14 protein-coding genes are annotated in these 16,341 nt (G+C 68.4%); 5 read left to right on the forward strand and 9 right to left on the reverse strand.

The genetic code is table 11. From position 1 onward, the window contains the following. Window positions 1-38 precede the first annotated feature (38 nt). Together IT371_28010 and IT371_28015 are read left to right on the forward strand one after the other, a co-directional pair. The gene (locus IT371_28010) at window positions 39-1,760 is read left to right on the forward strand and encodes a hypothetical protein (protein ID MCC6751530.1); all 1,722 of its coding nucleotides are present in this window, start codon (window positions 39-41) and stop codon (window positions 1,758-1,760) included. Window positions 1,761-1,846: 86 nt separating this feature from the next. After that, window positions 1,847-3,565, forward strand: a complete 1,719-nt coding sequence (locus IT371_28015; protein MCC6751531.1) for a serine/threonine protein kinase — start codon at window positions 1,847-1,849, stop codon at window positions 3,563-3,565. On the opposite strand, the gene IT371_28020 is transcribed toward IT371_28015, so the two are convergent. From IT371_28020 to IT371_28035, 4 genes are all read right to left on the reverse strand, one after another. After that, a complete protein-coding gene (locus tag IT371_28020; GenBank protein ID MCC6751532.1) occupies window positions 3,559-4,530 on the reverse strand; it encodes a hypothetical protein in 972 nt (323 codons plus the stop codon). The genes IT371_28015 and IT371_28020 overlap by 7 nt on opposite strands. Window positions 4,531-4,607: 77 nt before the next feature. Next, window positions 4,608-5,534 (reverse strand): sigma-70 family RNA polymerase sigma factor, encoded by a 927-nt coding sequence (locus IT371_28025; protein ID MCC6751533.1) that lies wholly within the window; start codon window positions 5,532-5,534, stop codon window positions 4,608-4,610. Continuing rightward, window positions 5,531-6,178, reverse strand: coding sequence for a DNRLRE domain-containing protein (locus IT371_28030; GenBank protein ID MCC6751534.1), 648 nt, complete (start codon window positions 6,176-6,178; stop codon window positions 5,531-5,533). Before IT371_28030 ends, IT371_28025 begins: the two co-directional genes overlap by 4 nt. Window positions 6,179-6,253: 75 nt before the next feature. Then, the gene (locus tag IT371_28035) at window positions 6,254-7,471 is read right to left on the reverse strand and encodes a hypothetical protein (GenBank protein ID MCC6751535.1); all 1,218 of its coding nucleotides are present in this window, start codon (window positions 7,469-7,471) and stop codon (window positions 6,254-6,256) included. Between the two features lie 408 nt (window positions 7,472-7,879). Between IT371_28035 and IT371_28040 the strand changes: the two genes are divergently transcribed. After that, on the forward strand, window positions 7,880-8,848 hold the full coding sequence (locus IT371_28040; protein MCC6751536.1) for a homocysteine S-methyltransferase family protein: 969 nt from the start codon (window positions 7,880-7,882) through the stop codon (window positions 8,846-8,848). Between the two features lie 105 nt (window positions 8,849-8,953). On the opposite strand, the gene IT371_28045 is transcribed toward IT371_28040, so the two are convergent. Both IT371_28045 and IT371_28050 read right to left on the reverse strand, forming a co-directional pair. Continuing rightward, window positions 8,954-10,507 (reverse strand): ammonia-forming cytochrome c nitrite reductase subunit c552, encoded by a 1,554-nt coding sequence (locus IT371_28045; protein MCC6751537.1) that lies wholly within the window; start codon window positions 10,505-10,507, stop codon window positions 8,954-8,956. A gap of 155 nt (window positions 10,508-10,662) precedes the next feature. Continuing rightward, window positions 10,663-11,043 carry a YkgJ family cysteine cluster protein gene (locus tag IT371_28050; protein MCC6751538.1) on the reverse strand — a complete coding sequence of 127 codons (381 nt, stop codon included), beginning with the start codon at window positions 11,041-11,043 and terminating at the stop codon, window positions 10,663-10,665. Window positions 11,044-11,192: 149 nt separating this feature from the next. On the opposite strand from IT371_28050, the gene IT371_28055 reads away from it, so the two are divergent. After that, window positions 11,193-11,711 carry a DoxX family protein gene (locus IT371_28055; protein ID MCC6751539.1) on the forward strand — a complete coding sequence of 173 codons (519 nt, stop codon included), beginning with the start codon at window positions 11,193-11,195 and terminating at the stop codon, window positions 11,709-11,711. Between the two features lie 99 nt (window positions 11,712-11,810). Here the strand turns inward: IT371_28055 and IT371_28060 are convergent, their stop codons facing one another. Together IT371_28060 and IT371_28065 are read right to left on the reverse strand one after the other, a co-directional pair. After that, entirely contained in the window at window positions 11,811-12,353 is a 543-nt protein-coding gene (locus tag IT371_28060; GenBank protein ID MCC6751540.1) for a hypothetical protein, read from the reverse strand. A gap of 97 nt (window positions 12,354-12,450) precedes the next feature. Continuing rightward, window positions 12,451-13,047: a TetR/AcrR family transcriptional regulator gene (locus IT371_28065; protein ID MCC6751541.1), complete on the reverse strand. Its 597-nt coding sequence runs from the start codon at window positions 13,045-13,047 to the stop codon at window positions 12,451-12,453. A 178-nt stretch (window positions 13,048-13,225) separates the two neighbouring features. On the opposite strand from IT371_28065, the gene IT371_28070 reads away from it, so the two are divergent. Continuing rightward, window positions 13,226-14,668 (forward strand): glutamine synthetase, encoded by a 1,443-nt coding sequence (locus IT371_28070; GenBank protein MCC6751542.1) that lies wholly within the window; start codon window positions 13,226-13,228, stop codon window positions 14,666-14,668. Window positions 14,669-14,918: 250 nt separating this feature from the next. On the opposite strand, the gene IT371_28075 is transcribed toward IT371_28070, so the two are convergent. Further along, on the reverse strand, window positions 14,919-16,341 hold a 1,423-nt coding region (locus tag IT371_28075), incomplete at its 5' end, for a hypothetical protein (protein MCC6751543.1).

The following is a 16,341-nucleotide window of genomic DNA, read 5'->3' on the forward strand; positions in this document are numbered from 1 at the left end:
CGGAGGGGGGGCGAAACGTGCAAAAGAGAAAGGAACCCATGAACCTGGATGGCAAAGCGACACGGTGCATCACGCTGCTTCTCGCTCTTGGGTTCGGCGCCGTGGCCGGGTGCGGCGACGAGTCGCCCTCGGTGCATCGCGCGGACGGGGGGCAAGGCCACGACGGCGAGGGGGGGGGCCCCGACTCCTCCGAGTGCCGGGGGGAGGGCTGCACGGCCGCGGCCCGTGACGCCGGAGGTGCCTCAGAGGGGGGTGGCGTGGTGCTCCACGACGCGCGTCGGAGCTCCGACGGTCCGCGCGTGCCGCGGGATGGCGGCCGCACGCCGGACGGCCCCGGTGCGGTCCGGGACGGAGGCCGCACGCCGGATGGCCCGCGGCGCGACAGCGGCGCGAAGAGCGACGGCAACGTGCAGCCCCCCGGACCCGTCGCCGCGTTTCCGGGAGCCGAAGGTTTTGGTGCGAAGACCATTGGCGGCCGCGGGGGCAAGGTCTTTCAGGTGACAAACCTGAACGACTCCGGGGCCGGCAGCCTGAGGGAATGCGTGGCAGCCACGGGGGCGCGCGTCTGCGTCTTCAAGGTGGGGGGCACCATCGTCCTCAACTCGGCGCTCACCGTCGCCAACCCGAACCTCACGATCGCCGGCCAGACGGCGCCGGGCGGAGGAATCACGCTGACGCACCCGGCGGGCAACACCAGCACGCTGATCAACGTGGCCACCTCGGAGGTGATCATCCGTTACCTCTCCTCGAGGCCCGGTGCGGGAGGCGAGAACCATGCGCTGACGATCGGCAAGAACGGGGGAGATGTCCGCAACGTGGTCATCGACCATTGTTCCTTGAGCTGGGGCGTGGACGAGGTGCTGGAGACCTGGTATCGCGTCCACGAGACGACCATCCAGTGGACGCTCGTCTCCGAGGCCCTGGACTGCAGCACGCACTCCAAGGGCTGCCACAGCAAGGGCGTGATGCTGGGCTCCTACGCTTCGAGCGAGCAGAAGAACGCGCCCGGCGCTTACAATATAAGCTTCCACCATAACCTCATAGCCCACAGCGGAGAACGCGGCCCGCTGGTGAAGACCTGCGGCGTGACGGACGTGGTCAATAACGTGATATACAATCCGTTCTGGACCTTCAGCCACGTAGATCTGGAGAAGCAGCTCCCCGGCGTCCTGATGCAGGTGAACTACCTCGGTAATTACTTCAAATACGGCACCAGCTCGAGCTCCGGAAAATACGAAATCAAGGTAATCAATGATGCAAAGACCGGCAAAGGGGCCCAGGTCTTCGTGCAGGGCAACCTCGGGCCTCACCGCAGCACCGAGACCGCTCCCGAGCTGAACGTGATGGAACCTGGCTCGCAGAGCTACCTCGTGCCGAATCGGTTCCCTTCGCCGGCGATTACGACCTCCGCGGCGGCGCAGGCCTACCAGGTGGTGCTCGCCGGGGTGGGTAACACCCAGGGGGTAGACGCGCAGGGCGGCTACTTCTGGCGGCGCGATGCCATCGATCAGCGCATCGTGGCTGATGTGAAGAACGGAACGGGAAAGATCATCGACGATCCTTCCCAGGTCGGCGGCTGGCTGGCCATCGCCTCGGGGACGCCCTACGGCGACAGCGACGGGGACGGCATGTCCGACGCGTGGGAACGCAACCTGGGGCTGAACCCCAACCAGGCGGCCGACGGCGCCCTAGACCGGGATGGGGACGGATATACGAACCTCGAGGAGTTCCTCAACGGCACCAACCCGACCGGGCCTTAAGGAGGCTGGCCAGCCTCCTAAGCGACCGCGCATTCCAGCGGGCGCCCGAGGTATTCTCGGTCGTACCCACAACGGCCCACGGCTCGATGCCCTGCCTCGACGAAAACCAGGTCCTGCAATACGTGGGGGGCTTCCTCTCCGCCGCCGAGGAACAGGTCATCGACGGGCATCTGGCCACGTGCGACGAGTGCCGCGCGCTCGTCTCGGCCGGGGGCGTGGCGGCGCTCGACGAGCTGGACTCGTGGGATGATCTGACCCGGACGGCCTCCGCCTCCTTCGCGGCGGGCTCGAGCCCGGTCTTGCTCGAAGGGCGCGTGAAGAAGGAGGTGCACAAAGACACCTACGTGCTGGAGCGCCTGATCGGCAGAGGCGGGTTCGGCGTGGTCTACGAGGCCTCCCACCTCCGTCTCGAGCGCCGCTTCGCGATCAAGTTCCTGTACCGGCGCTGGGCCGCGAATGCCGAGGCCGTGGCACGGATGAAACGCGAGGCGGAGATCACGAGCCGCCTCTCGCATCCGAACATCGTCGAGATCGTCGACTTCAACTACTCCGACGACGGCACGCCGTTCATCGTGATGGAGCTTCTGCAAGGAGAGTCCCTGGCGGAGCGGCTGAAACGGGTAGGGACGATCTCCGACCTAGCCGAGGTGGCTGGAACCATTCTCCCGGTCATTGCCGCACTGACGGCCGCCCACGAGAAGGGGATCGTCCACCGCGACCTGAAGCCCAGCAACATCTTCCTCTGTCGGGGACCGGAGGCGCAGGAGATTGTGAAGGTGGTGGACTTCGGCATCGCCAAGATCTCGGCCCCGGTGCGCGCGACCGGCCGGAAGCGCCCCGCCGAGGAGATCACCCGGATTCGCTCGGTGATCGGCACGCCGAAGTACATGTCTCCCGAGCAGGCTCTCGGGCGCTCTTCGGAGGTGGATCGTCGCGCCGACATCTTCGCCCTGGGTGCCATCCTCTTTCGGATGCTGAGCGGCGTCGCCCCGTTCGAAGGGGCCACCGCCGAGGAGACGATGGACCGCGTGGCCCGCGGCCAGCCTCTGGAAAACGACCGGTGGCGGGCCGTCCCGCGGACGCAGCGAGAGGCGATTCTCCGGGCGCTGAGCAAGGACCCGGACAAGAGGCAGCAGTCCGCGCGCCAGCTCGGCGAGGAGCTCGCGCTGAGCAGCTTCGTCGAGGGCCCGCGAGCCACCATCAGCGCCACCGAGAACGTGCACCGTCGGCCCGGGAAGGGGCTCCCTCACCACCGGCGGCTGCTTCTCGCGACGCTGTCGGCGACCGTCGCTGTCGGCGCGGTCGCAAGCTACGTCGCGGTTTCCCGCCGCGACCGCGTGCCGCAGAAGGCGCCAGTAGTCGCGCGCGCAGCCCCGGATGCCCTCGCGGCCGATGGGTCGCTCGGCGCCATCAGGGTGCCGGAGGTCCGCCGCGACGCTGCGGCGACCCACGCTGCGAACGACGGGCTGGTGCGCGGGCCATCTGTGGAAGCCCGTCGGCCGCCGTCCCGGAGCGCCCGGTCGAGCCCCCGGCATTCGCGCCACCTCGCAGGGCCCAGAGCCTGGGGATCGATGATCATCCAGAGCAAGCTCAAGGAGACGGGCCAGTATCTCTGGGCCGAGGTCTTCCTCGACGGAAAGCACGTGGGTCAGACGGCCATGACCCTGGAGAAGGTGAGCGAGGGCCTGCACAAGGTGGAGGTGCGCCGAGCTGGCTACCTCTCCTCGCTCCGCCGGGCCAGGGTTCGCCCGGGAAAGAAGACCGTGGTCCGCTTCGAGCTAGAACGCGCGGGCCCGGCTCAGTAGGCGATCCCCACCGCCAGGCCCAGAGCGCGCGACGCGATAGACACCCTGCCTGGCCTCGCGGAGGGGCCGCGCGCCTCGAGCCAGTAGAGGATCGCCGTACCGACCGCCGTGGCCGCGGCCAGGCCCCAGGTGACGTTGGCGATCAGCGCCTTGCGGTGCGCAGCGTCATACAGCTCTCGGTATCGCGCCAGGTCTCCGGCTCGCGCCACGCGCGTGCGGTCTTCGCAGGCCCGGGCGGAGTCGCCGAGGAGGTCGCAGGCCGAGCCGCGGTCCGCGTTGGCCGACAGGCCGAGGCCGAGCGCCACTCCCGCGGAAGCCACGGCCGCGGCTCCCACCACCCAGGTCCACAACCGGCGCGGACGACGGGCAGCCGGGGCGGTGCCGGGTCCATCGTGCAGCGGGACGTGCGGCCCGGAGCGATCGGAGGTGAGGTTGCGCGACGGAGTCAGGCCGGCCACGGCCAGTCGAGAGGTCTGTCCGGGGACGATCCGTACCGACGAACGGTGCAGGCTCTCGCCGCGCGGTCCTCGGATCTCCACCACGTGATCCCCCGGTGGCAGGCGCTGCCGAAGGGGCGCCTTGCCGGCGGCGCGGCCTCCCACCCAGACGAGAATGTCCCCGCGGTCCGCAGAGACCTCGAGCTGCCCGTCGAGAGAACGGCGCACGGAGCGAAAGAGCTCTACGAAGGAGGGCTTGTAGTGCTGTTCGTCCAGGTCTACCTGGGGGTCATGGGAGAGCGCATCCCGGAAGGACGCGCGCGCTTCTTCCTCCCGGTTCTCAGCCGCGTAGTTGAGGCCCAGCTGGAGGGAGATCCGGCTCAGCAGCGCCGGTTTGCGGGCGAGCTGGCGAGCCCGCGCGAGCTGCTTTCTCGCCGCGGCGAAGGCGCCGTCGGTGAACGCGGTGATCGCCTGCGACAGGAGCCTGGCCGCCGCGGCGTCCTGGTCCTGTGCGAAAGCAGACCGCACGGGCGTCGCCGTCAGCGCGCCCGCGAGCAGGAGGACCCCCAGCCGAGCGAACCGCGGAAGGGACAATGGGCGGCGCGTCATTCGTCTCTCGGGCCTGCGTCGGGTGGGCTCTCCCTGCGAAAGAACGTGCGGAGAGAGACGTCCAGGTCGTCCTGGATCAGGCGAAAGATGGTGCTCCATTCCTCGTCGGGGATCCTCAGGCGCTCGCCCATGCCCTGCCGCGTCCTCTGCAGCAGCGTGCGCTTGATCTCCACGAGCCAGCGCAGGGCAGTCGAATGGTGCACGCGATAGATGGCGCCCACCTGCTGCAACGATAGTTCGTCCACATAGCGCTGCTTGAGGAGGTTCATCGCTCGGGCGTCGAGGGCGCCGATGGCCTGACGGAAGGCCTCCCGGAAGGCGATCAGGTAGACCTGTTTCGAGCGGGAGAGCTCGACGCCCGTGCGGTGATCGACGAGCTTGTCCGCGAGCAGCTCGCTCGAGGGGACGGTCCGCTTCTCCTGGCCGAGGGCCCGGCGCGCGACGCGGGAGGTGACCACGCGGAGCCACTGCGAGAGCTTGCCGAGGCCGTGGTACGTGGTGATCGAGGGTGGGCGATCGCCAGCTCCGACGAGGAGCTCGATCACCAGCTGGTCCTGCACCTCCTCCTTCAACGGGTCCTTCAGCCGCAGCCGGTGGAGCGTGGAGGCGATCACCGGGAGGTAGTGCGCGTGGAAGGCGGTCACCGCCTCGATATCGCCTTCGGCGCAGGCCTGGCAGAAGCGCAGGTCCTCGGTGCGCCAGCCTCGCAGGGCCTGTTCCAGCTCGGCGGTCTGCGGCAGTCGCGCGGCGAGGTAGCGATACCAGCGCGGGCGATCCGGGATCGACCAGGAGTCTCCCGATTCCGCGCGGGCGATCGCCTCGCCGAGGAGCGAGGTGAGCTGCGCCGAGCTTCGGATCTGCGAGCGGACGGGCTCGTCCAGCAGCTCCCAGAACGACGCGTCCATCGGCGGTCTCGCGCTCATCGAGCGTCAGGTGGCCTGCAGGCAGTGACGAGGAGAACCGGTCCGTTCGAGGTCTCTCGGGATTGAAAGTCCACCGCGTCGTCGGAGTTGGGCGCGAGCAGGAGGGTAAAGGGCCCATTTCCTTTCACCGCGCCGCCGAGGTCGACCGTGACGTCGCCCAGGTTCGTTTGCCCGAGGTTGGCGAGTAGCGGACCGGTCGGCGGTGGTCGGGTGTTCCAGGTCACGGCGCTCTCCAGCCAGGAGCTGGACGTGGCGTAGAACTCCGGACCATCTACCGTGGCATTGGTAACGTTGAGCCGCACCTGGACCCTCGCGGCGGGACCCGAGATGCCGGCCACTTCGAAGCGGATGAGGGATTGCACGGGATACGCCGAGTCGACCTGGAGCTTGGGGTCGCTGCCGTAGTTGGTCGACGGAAACTGTGAATCGAGGGTGGTGTCGGCGGTCGCGCCGAAGGTGAGCAGCACGGGGGCGCACTGGCTGTCGTGCGGCCGTGGCGCGTCCGGCGGCCGGCCGTCTCTGCGCCCCGGGTCCCCGGCCGCAGGCTCCACGAGCCCCTCGGGATCGGGCAACAGAACCCGGCATGCGGAGAGCGCCAGCGCGGCACAGCCGAGGCCGATCACCAGCCTCGGCCGCCAGTGCACCGATCCGTCCTCAGGAAGCATGGTCCATGGCTACAGCCGACAATACCTCAACGGCTGGAGCGGCTCGAGGCAGTTCTAGAGCTTGAGCCCCTGCACCATGATGCGCGCCGAGCTCTTGGTGTGGCTCGTGACCACCAGCGCCACCTTCCCGTCCGTCCACGCGTCGGTGATCTGCACGCCGGGCAGGGGGAGCGACGTGGTGGCGGGCGTGGCGGTGTCGAGCCCGGTGACGAGGATGAGGCCCGTCGGCGCGCCGCCTGCTGACGCCCCCGCGTAGGCCACGACGGCGGTCTTGCTGTCCGCGGTGACGTAGGCCGCGAGGAACCCTTGCGCCGCGCTGTTCGAGTGCACCGTGACCGGGGCTGTCTTGCCGGGCAGCAAGATCTCCACCTTGCCGGTGTTGACTCTCACGGCGCCCGCCGGGCGGATCCAGTTCCAGCCCCAGCCGTCGATGGCCGAGGCGCAGCTCGGAAGCGTCTTGCCGCCTGTCTTGTCGATCAACTGGTCGAGGCACGCGCGGTCGTAGAACTTGAGGTCGCTCCCGCCGATGTTGAGGTGCATGAGGTCCCCCATGCGGTGCATGCGCGCGAGCACCGTCGAGTGGTAGAGCATCGTGCGGTTGTCCATCACCGGCGCGCCTGAAAGGACCTCGGACTTCGTCACGCGCGTGGCCACGAGGTCCGACGCGGTCCCGTCCTCGTAGACCGCGGAGAGGTAGGCCGTGGCGCCGAAGAGAGCGTAGCCGCGGATCTGCTGGTCCTTGCCCGCCGGAAGCTTCGAGCCCTTCACCTGCTCCATCGCCCCGCCCGCGACGGGCATGCGGTAGAGCATCACGCGCGCGCCCGTGGTGTAGAGCGTGGCGAGGAGCGTCCCATCCACGAGCTCCCAGGCCCAGGCCTCGTTGATGCTCGCCACCGGCGCGGTCGCGAGGGTCTTGAAGACCTTCGGCGGCGCGGCGCCGTACCAGGCGTAGTTCTTGTCGTTGTTCGCGAGCACGTAGAGCCGGCACCCGTCCACCGCGAGGAAGCCCTTCTCGGCGCGCGCTCCCGAGGGGAGCGAGCTGTTCTCGTCGGGCTGACCCGTGACCTGCAGCCGATCGCCGAGGGCCTTCCACGCCGTGGTGGAGGTGAGCCCAAAGCTGGCTGGCGCCCCCACGCAGGGATCGCCGCCGCCGTCGGCCTTCGTCGCGCCGTCGGCCTTCGTCGCGCCGTCGGCCTTCGCCGTGCCGTCGGTCTTCGCGGGACCGTCCCCCGCGGCGCCGTCGCCGGTCGTGGCACCGGTGTCCGTCGTCACGCTCCCGTCGGTCCCGCTCGTGCTGTTGCTGCTGCAGCCTGCGGTCCCGAGGCAGAGCCCCAGGGCCAGTGCCAGGGCCGCGCTCCCCCGCCGGGTCGTACGGGCCGCCGGGGAAGCGCGCCACGGGTCTCCGTCTGGGCTAGTTACCTCGATCTCTCTCATCGCTCTCTCGCTCCGTCCTGGCCAACGTGTGGCTTGCCACGCCCCCGGAGTGGCCACCGCCCGGGCGCGATCCTGATTCGCCATCTGTCCGTCAAAGGGTGTGCAGCGTAGCAGGAGCTCTCGGCGGGGTCCAAGTACGCCGACCACGGCCGCCCGACACGGCTCGTCGACCCGGCCGCGCATCAGCACCTCGGGTCGGGCGACCCCTTGATCATGGTAGAAGGTTGCAGGAACGGAGGATGGCGAATGCCGCAGCACCGGAACCGCTTGCCGCAGCTGTCGGGCGATCTTTTTCTCACCGACGCTGGCGTCGAGACGGACCTCATTTTCAACCACGGGATCGAGATCCGAGAGTTCGCGGCCCATACACTGCTGCCAACGCCGCACGGCCGAGCAGCCCTGACCCGTTACTTCGAAGGCTTTCTCGACCTCGCAAAGGAGCGGCACGCGGGGTTCGTCCTCGATAGCGTCACGTGGAAGGCGCATGGTCACTGGGCCAAGAGCCTTGGAGCCCACGCCGAGCAGCTGCGTGCGGCGAACGAGGACGCTATTCGTTTCATCGCCGACCTGCGAGCGCGCTACTCGACCAACGCGAAACCGATCGTGCTCAACGGCGTGATCGGTCCGCGCGGTGACGCCTATCGTCCCGAGGCCACGATTGCAATGGAGGCTGCCGAAGAATATTTCTCAGAGCAGCTCAGCTGGCTTGCGGCAACCGAGGCGGACATGGTCACAGCGCTGACGTTCAACCAGGCGGGCGAGGCAGCCGGGCTGGCACGCGCGGCGCGTGCGGTCGGCATGCCTGCCGTGATCTCATTCACCGTGGAGACCCACGGAGCCCTGCCGACGGGGCAGACCCTCGCCGATGCGATCGCCCAGGTCGATGAAGCGACGGATAGCTTCCCCGCCTACTACATGATCAACTGCGCCCATCCGGATCATTTCACTGGCGTGTTGCACGATGCGCCCTGGGCCAGGCGCATTCGCGGTGTGCGTGCGAACGCGTCCCGCAAGAGCCACGCAGAGCTCGACGCTTCGACGGCCCTCGATTCGGGCGACCCCAAAGAGCTCGCAGGCCAGTATCGCCACCTGGCTCAGCAAATGCCGTGGCTGAATGTGTTTGGGGGCTGCTGTGGCTCCGATCTGCACCACGTGACCGAGATCGCGCGCGCCCTGGCGGGGACGCTCCGGCGCGGTGGTCCGCCTCTGGTATGAGCAACGGCCGGAACAAGGGGCTGAGCCCGCCGCGCGCCGGCGCGGCGGTGAGGCAGGGCGTGGAGAGGGTGGAGCGCCGTGTTTCCCGAGTGGCGCCCCGACCCCTTACATCCCGATGGCCGCCTTGGCCTTCGCCAGCTCGCCGGCGGAGAACTTCAGGTTGGTGTCCGCCTCGCTGGCGTTGTGAAAGCCCGCCGAGTTCTCGGAGACCACCGTGAACTCCCACCAGAAGAGGGCGCGCATGTAGTAGCCCTTGGCCTCGGCCAGCTTCTTCGCGTCGAAGGTGGGGTCGCTACCGAGAGCCTCGAGCTTGGTCAGCACGGCGTCCAGGTCCGTCTCCACCTGCTTGGCCTGGTTCATCACGCCGTCCTGCAGGGTGGTCACGATCGTCAGGTTGTCCTGGCCGTCCCCGTGGCACTTTCCGCAGGTCTCCTTCGGGTACTTCAGCGGCGAGGTGTACCAGTGGCTGCTCTGCGTGCCGGTCTTGGGCATGTGGCAGTCGGCGCAGGTGGCGCCCGCCTTGTAGTGCTTGCTGTCCCAGTAGAACTCGGTCTCCGGGTGCTGGGCCTTGATGCCCGTGACCCCGAGCGTGGAGTGCTTCCAGTCCTGCACGTTGTTGTATTTGGCCTGGTAGTAGCTCTCGAGGTCCTTCAGCTTCCGCCAGGGGAAGTCGTCGCGGATGATCGTCTTGTCCACGCCCGGGCCGCAGGTGTACTCCACGTGGCACTGCGCGCAGGTCAGGATCCCCGCCATGCGTCGCGCCGCCTGCGTGCGTTTCCCGTCGGCGCCCTTCTCGTTCATCTTGGCCATCAGCTCGGCCGGCGTCTTCGGCACGAAGTTGAAGCTCTCGCTGTAAGGATCGGTGCCGCGCTCCAGGATGGCCGCGATCTGCGCCTTGCGCACCAGCCGGAAGCCCGCCGAGTGCGGGTCGTGGCAGTGATTGCAGCCCGCGCCGTAGTCGGTGGTCTTGGGCCAGTTGGCATTGATCTTCTTCACCACGTCCTCCCAGGCCATGTCCTTGCCGATGACGGGCTTGCCCCGCCGGCTCTCGTTCCAGAAGTAGGTCACCGCGGTGCTCTTGCACTGCAGGCAGGCCGTGTTCTGCTTGCGCTTGATCTCCTTGTGGTCCTTCAGCATGAAGGCGTGGCCGCGCTCCTCGTTGTACTCGAGGGTGAAGCCATGCCCGCCCATCAGGTGCTTGTACTTCGGGAACTCGTCGTACTTGGAGGTCTTCACCGACCCGCCGTACTTGCCGGCCTTCTTGCCGTCCTCGGTCAGGTAGGTGTCCTTGTAGGCCGCGTGGCAGGTCGCGCAGGTGTCGACCGAGAAATCGACCGTCGCCGTCACGTTGCCGGGGTCCGCCTGGTGCTTGAGCGCGTTGTCGTGGCACGAGACGCAGCCCTGCTGGAGCTTGCCGTGCGGGCCTTCCGTGGCCGAGGCGGCCTGGCCCGCGTGGCAGGTGCCGCACTTCTGTTCGCCGGCCGGGGAACCGGCCTCGCCCGTCGCGTCGCGAGCGACTCCGGTGTCCGCCGTGCGGCTGTCGGTGGTCGTGCCCGCGTCTTTCTTGAGCTCCGGGTTGCCGTCGCAGGCGGGCAGACCGGAGACGGCGAGGAAGGCGAGCCCGAGGGCGAGCGGGGTGGTGCGTGAGCGGTGGCGCATGAACGTGGCTCCTTTCTGGCCGGGCATCCTGATCGGGGCGGAAATGCCCGTCAAGGAGCTTTCATGCGCAAAATCAAGACCTTGTCAGGCTGACACGCTTTCGAGAAAACGCCTCTCGCGCGGTTGTGACTCGTCAGTTCGCGAATTGATCTGGGTCAGCGCCGAGGGCCAGCTTGGCCCGGCTCGCGGTCGCGCGAGAGGCTGTGCTCGCGTCGCCTCGCGAGGCACTCGGCATCGCCGGGCTGCACGCGGCGACAGCAGCCGGGGCGGAGGGCGTAGATCGCGCAGCGCACGCTGCGGCCGAGCGCCCCGAGGAGTGCGCTGCAGCGCTGGTCGTCGCCCACGAGCTTGAGGTGGAGCTCTCCCGCGGGGTTCGTGACGGTGTGCCGCCGGAGCGCGTCGGGCCGCTTCAAGAGCTCGCGATCCTTCGGCGTGACCTCCAGCAGGTCGCGGTACGAGGTCGCTCGATTCTCCGCGCTGTTCACGCAGCAGGCGCCGCAGCGCAGGCAATCGTCGGCGTGAAGGGGGGCGGCCACGCGCGCATTATCGTCGGGTTCTGCGCGTGCGCAACCGTGGCGGCGGGCCTCGGGGCGCACCTCGTGGCGCTGGGCATTCGCGCGGGGAGGCTTGCGGTTTCTCTTCCAGCGACCATGATCCTCGAAGGTGCCGGTGAAAGGAGGGTGGGATGCAGCGCTACGAGCGTGCGCGCGACTGGCTCGACGAACGGAAGCTCTGGGGGCTCGACGCCGTCCGGATGTTCCTTGGAGCGGCGCTCTTCGTGCGGGGGGTGCTCTTCATCAAGCACACCGAGACGGTGGTGGACCTGACCGTGGGTCGCGGCGGGGACTGGTTCTTCCCCATGGCGCTCCTGCACTACGTGGCGCCGCTTCACCTGGCGGGCGGTCTTTTCCTCGCCCTCGGGCTCTTCACCCGGTTCGCGGCGGCCTTCCAGGCTCCGATCCTCCTTGGGGCGGTCTTCTTCGTCCATCTGCGCGACGGGCTCCTTTCGCGCGGACAGTCCCTCGAGCTCGCGGCCCTGACGCTGGTGCTGCTCCTGGCCTTCAGCGCAGTCGGCTCCGGCCCGCTCTCGGTGGACGCCTGGCTCACCGCACGGCAGAGGCAGCGCGAGGTCGAAGGCGCATCCGAGGAGGACGACGCGAAGTTTCTCGGTGGCAAGCCACCGACGCAGCTCGGCCAGGAGTAGCAGGTAGTCGGCAGCTCGCGCTCGGGCGCGAACGCGCCTTCACCTGTCCCGCCGTCGGCGTCCCTCTTCGACGGCGCCGTGGATCCATCCTGCCGGGGGTCAGAGGGCTCGCAGCGTCGCGCCGGCCCCGCTGGCCGTCACGAGTCGAAGCAGCTTGTGGCTCGGGTCGAGCTCGTCGGCCACCAGTGTCCAGGTGAAGCTTTCTCCAGCCAGTTGGTCGAGGGGCTTGTCAGAGTCGAGGCGTGGAGCGCAGCTATTCTTCACCTGAAGGTGTCCCGCGTCAGGGGTGAGGGTGAGCGTGGTCTCGCTGGCCTCGGCCCAGCCGCTCTCGGCCGCCGTGAAGCCCGACGCGCAGCCGCCGCTGGCCTGGTAGCTCTGATAGGTCTTTCGGTACGACCCGTCGGCCTTGAATTCGTAGAGCAGGCGTTCTCCGTTGGGCGTTCCGGTGGCCCCGCTCGCCGGATCGAAGGACGTGGTAGTGCCACCGGCCCCCGCGAACCAGCTACCCACCAGGACGGCGGGCACGTGTCCGGTGCCGCCGTGGCCGGCACACCCAGGTAGCGACAGCACCACGAACGTGCCGCACGCCAAGCCGAGCGCTCGAAGCGAGAAGCCCTTCACTCCGTGATCTTGCCGTTCCATGTTGCACCTCCTTCCGGGGCCATGCGGCGGCCCCGAGCAATACCGACCGGTCGGTTTGTACCGGCTCAGCCGCCACCCGCGGCTGGTCCTACACTCCTCATTCCGCTGCAACTCCGCGATAGAGACTGCTCGACGCCTGCTGCCAGCAGCGTCGGGCGTCCACCTTCGAGTCGAAGGCGTGCCGAACGGCCAGACCGTTGAACAGAGCGATGTAGGACAGCGCCACCGTTGCCGGGTCCAGGTCCGCGCGCAGCTCGCCCGCATCAATGGCCACCTGCACGCGCTCCGCCACCACGGCCTCCATAAGCCGCTGATTCTGATAGAGCGTTCGCGCCAGGGCCTTGCTCATGTCTCCCATGGCCCAGAACTCGAAGAACAGGCGGTAAAGGTCGTCCTTGCCCATTGTGATCTCGATGAAGCGCTCGCCGAGCTCGCGAGCGAAGCTCTCGAAGGGACCCGGACGTGCCAGGAGCGACCGCATCGTCGCGATATTCGCGGCCCAGACGGCGGACGAGAGAGCGACGAGAACCTCCTCTTTGTCCGAGAAGTACCAGTAGACGGCCCCCTTGCTCAGCCCGGCCTCTCGGGCGATGGCGTCGATCGTGGCCCCGTGATAGCCGAGTCGAATCACGCACCGCGCGGTGGCGGCGAGTATCTGTTCCCGGCGTTGCTCTTCGTCTCTGTGGGTCGTCATCTCGATCTCTATACCAACTGACTAGTCAGTTTAGCCGAAGAGCGACGACTGTCAAGGGTGCCGCCCCTCGCGTCGTTCGCTTCCTCGTGCGTCCCCGGTGGGCGACCTTCTCCCTTGCGCGTCCCCTCGGCACTCACTACGATCTGCGCCCATTCAGAAAAAAGGAAGGTCGGGAGCGATGGAACCAACGACTCTACGCGACTTCCTCGAGATCCCTTACGACCGGCTCGAGGAGATGAACCTGGAAGCCAAGCAGGCCCGCATCGACCGGGTGCCGGCCGGGCAGATCCAGGAGCAGCGCATGCGCTACCTCTCCGAGGAGAAGCGCATCAAGGCGGTCACCGTGTGTTTCACCGACCTCGAAGGTCGGCTGCACATGCTGGACTACGACAAGAAGTTCCTGCTCAAGTCGGCCGACAACCTGACCTTCGACGGCTCCTCGATCCGCGGCTTCTCGCGGCAGCACGAGTCGGACCTGCGCCTCGAGGTGGACTGGCCCGCCTTCTACTGGCTCCCCGCCGACGTGTTCGGCTCGGGGAAGGTGCTCGTCTTCGGTGAGGTGCGGGAGCGGGACGGCTCGCCCTACGCCGCCGACCTGCGCTCCATGCTGAAGCGCTACACCGAGGACCTGCACAAGAAGGACGGCAGCGTCTGCCACGTGGCGAACGAGATCGAGGGCTTCCTCTTCATGGGGCGGGACGCCGAGCGCCGCTACTTCGAGCAGGGGAAGTTCGACTTCATCTCCACGGGCGGCTACTACCATTCGCTTCCGGGGGACGCGCTGCGTCGCTTCATCGACACCGCGGCGGAGTTGCAGCGCGCGATGGGCTTCTCGAACGAGAAGGACCACCCCGAGGTGGCGCCGTCGCAGTTCGAGATGAACTACCAGTACACCGAGGCGGTGGTGGCTGCCGATCAGGTGCAGCTCTACAAGCTGCTCTGCCGCCAGGTGGCCCAGCGCATGGAGATGACCGCCAGCTTCCTGCCGAAGCCCGTGACGGGGGTGAACGGCAGCGGCATGCACACCAACATGTCCGTCACGCGCGGGGGGCGGAACCTCTTCTACGACAAGGACGGCAAGCACGGGCTGTCGGCCGTGGGCTGGGACTTCATCGGGCGCATCCTCGAGAGCGGGAACGACCTGTGCCTCGGGCTGAACGCGTCGGTGAACGCCTATCGTCGGCTCGACCCGCACTTCGAGGCGCCCAACCAGATCAAGGCCTCGGCGATCGATCGCGGTTCGATGGTGCGCATCCCGCTCGGCAACGAGCGTTCGGCCCGCATCGAGGTGCGGTCCATCGGCCCGGACGCGAACCCGTACCTGGCGATCTACTCGCTCTTCAAGACCGGGTTCGAAGGACCGAAGCCGGCGGTGAGCGCGCAGGACGCGGCGGAGCTGCCCGGGCGGTTCCTGCCCGACAACATCTACGACGCGATGACCAACTTCAAGAACAGCGCCTTCATGCGGCAGCTCCTCGGCGAAGGCGTGCACGAGCGTTACGCGGCGCTGAAGCTGTCGTCGGCGGAGCGCTGCCCCAAGGCGCTCGGCAGCAAGGTCAAGCGCTCCGAGGTGATGTATCACCATGAGGTGACCAACCAGTTCCTCTGGGCCCAATTCTAGCTGCGGCCGCGCCGGCCGGGCCGTCGCCGGCTTACCTCCTCGCTCCTTCCCGCGGCGCACCAGGAAGTGCGCCTTGGTCAGTCACTGCGGGGGCGCTCGGCGTCGACCTCGGCGGGCGCAGCCTCGCGGGCGTCTCCCGGCCCGAGCACCCCTGTTTGCGGCTGCGGCGCAGCCTCGCGGGGGCGTCGCAGGGTCGTCGGCGTCTCGCGGCCCGAGCACCCATGTTTGGAGCTGCGGCCGCGCCGGGGGGCTAGTAGAGGGAGAGGCGGGTCACGCGCAGGCCGCTGGCCTCGTACGACCTGCTGACCAAAACGGCGGTGCGTGCGTCGAGGCGGAAGAGACGGCCAAGCTCAGCCCGTGCGGAGAGGGCGGCAACGCTGCTCCACGTTCCGGTCACCGGATCTCGGATCTCCGCGGCGGTGACGCCGACCGCCGGACCCGTGCCGATGGCCGCTACGACGTGCCCCGACGGGAATTCGGCGGCGGCCACGTAGCCTCTGGGCGTGAGCAGGCTACCCGTCACGGTCCAGGTGTTGGTCGCGGGGTCGTAGATCTCGACGGCCCCCGATGCGGGACCCCAGATGCCCGCGTGTCCGATCAGTAGGACCTTGCCCGAAGAGAGCTGAATCAGTCTTCCCCCGATATGGCTCGCCGTCGTGGTGCCGGTCGCGGTCCAGGCGTTGGTCGTCGGGTCGTAGATCTGAGCAACGGTGGCGAAGCCGTTCCCCGCCCAGCCTCCCGCGACCAGGACGCGGCCGTCGGCGAGCCTCACCGCGTCTTGATCGTGGTGTCGGGCCACGGCCAGGGTCCCGGTGCTAGTCCAGGTGTCGAGGGCAGGGTCGTAGACCTCGCCTGTTGTGGCGGTGCCATTCTGGTCGCCCACGACGAGCACCTTCCCGGAGGTCAGCACCACGCCGGCGGCCTCCCAGTCGCTGCGCGCCTGACTCATCGACGCGGCCACGCTCCAGCGGTTGGCGGTCGGGTCGTAGAGCTCGCAGGTCACGTCGGGTCCGCAGGCGAGGATCCGCCCGTTGGCGAGCGTCACGGCGAGGAGAAACTGGCGGGGCTTGGACAGATCGGGCCCCGCTGACCAGCGGTCCTGCGCCGGGTCGTAGAAGTCGAGCCAGGGGACGGCGGTGCCGGCGGGGCCCACTCCCCCCAGGACGGCAATGCGGCCGTCGGCGAGCAGCACCGCCGGGCCGCTGTGCAGGCGCGTGGGGGCGGCGAGGGCGGTCCAGGTCGGCTTGGGCTTGAGCACGCAGTTGCCGTTCAGATCGAGCGCCTGCTTGAGCGGATCGCGGGGGGCGCAGTCGGTGGCGTCGGGCTCGCCGTCGTTGTCGTCATCGGTGTCGTTGGCCACGCAGGTCGTGCCGTCCACGAGCAGGACCTGCGTGAGCGGGTTGCGGGGGGCGCAGTCGGTGAGGTCCAGCTCGCCGTCGTTGTCGTCGTCGGTGTCGTCCACCACGCAGGTCGTGCCGTCGGCGAGCCAGAGCTGGAGGCTCGCGTCCAGCGGGGCGCAGTCGGTGGCGTCGGGCTGGCCGTCGTTGTCGTCGTCGGGGTCAGTGCCGTTCGGGAGGCCATCCCTGTCGCTGTCCACGACGAGGAGCGGGTCGGGGACCATGGAGCCGCTCAGGCCGAGGCGCACGAGCCAGGCGACGAGGTGGTCGTGGCAG

It is taken from the genome of Deltaproteobacteria bacterium (assembly GCA_020848905.1).
Taxonomy (GTDB): domain Bacteria; phylum Myxococcota_A; class Polyangia.

Excerpts from the sequence above, each read along its gene's own strand:
- IT371_28010 (MCC6751530.1), top strand. The coding sequence starts at position 39 with ATGAACCTGGATGGCAAAGCGACACGGTGCATCACGCTGCTTCTCGCT.
- IT371_28015 (MCC6751531.1), top strand. The coding sequence starts at position 1,847 with ATGCCCTGCCTCGACGAAAACCAGGTCCTGCAATACGTGGGGGGCTTC.
- IT371_28025 (MCC6751533.1), bottom strand. The coding sequence starts at position 5,534 with ATGAGCGCGAGACCGCCGATGGACGCGTCGTTCTGGGAGCTGCTGGAC.
- IT371_28040 (MCC6751536.1), top strand. The coding sequence starts at position 7,880 with ATGCCGCAGCACCGGAACCGCTTGCCGCAGCTGTCGGGCGATCTTTTT.
- IT371_28045 (MCC6751537.1), bottom strand. The coding sequence starts at position 10,507 with ATGCGCCACCGCTCACGCACCACCCCGCTCGCCCTCGGGCTCGCCTTC.
- IT371_28055 (MCC6751539.1), top strand. The coding sequence starts at position 11,193 with ATGCAGCGCTACGAGCGTGCGCGCGACTGGCTCGACGAACGGAAGCTC.
- IT371_28060 (MCC6751540.1), bottom strand. The coding sequence starts at position 12,353 with ATGGAACGGCAAGATCACGGAGTGAAGGGCTTCTCGCTTCGAGCGCTC.
- IT371_28065 (MCC6751541.1), bottom strand. The coding sequence starts at position 13,047 with ATGACGACCCACAGAGACGAAGAGCAACGCCGGGAACAGATACTCGCC.
- IT371_28070 (MCC6751542.1), top strand. The coding sequence starts at position 13,226 with ATGGAACCAACGACTCTACGCGACTTCCTCGAGATCCCTTACGACCGG.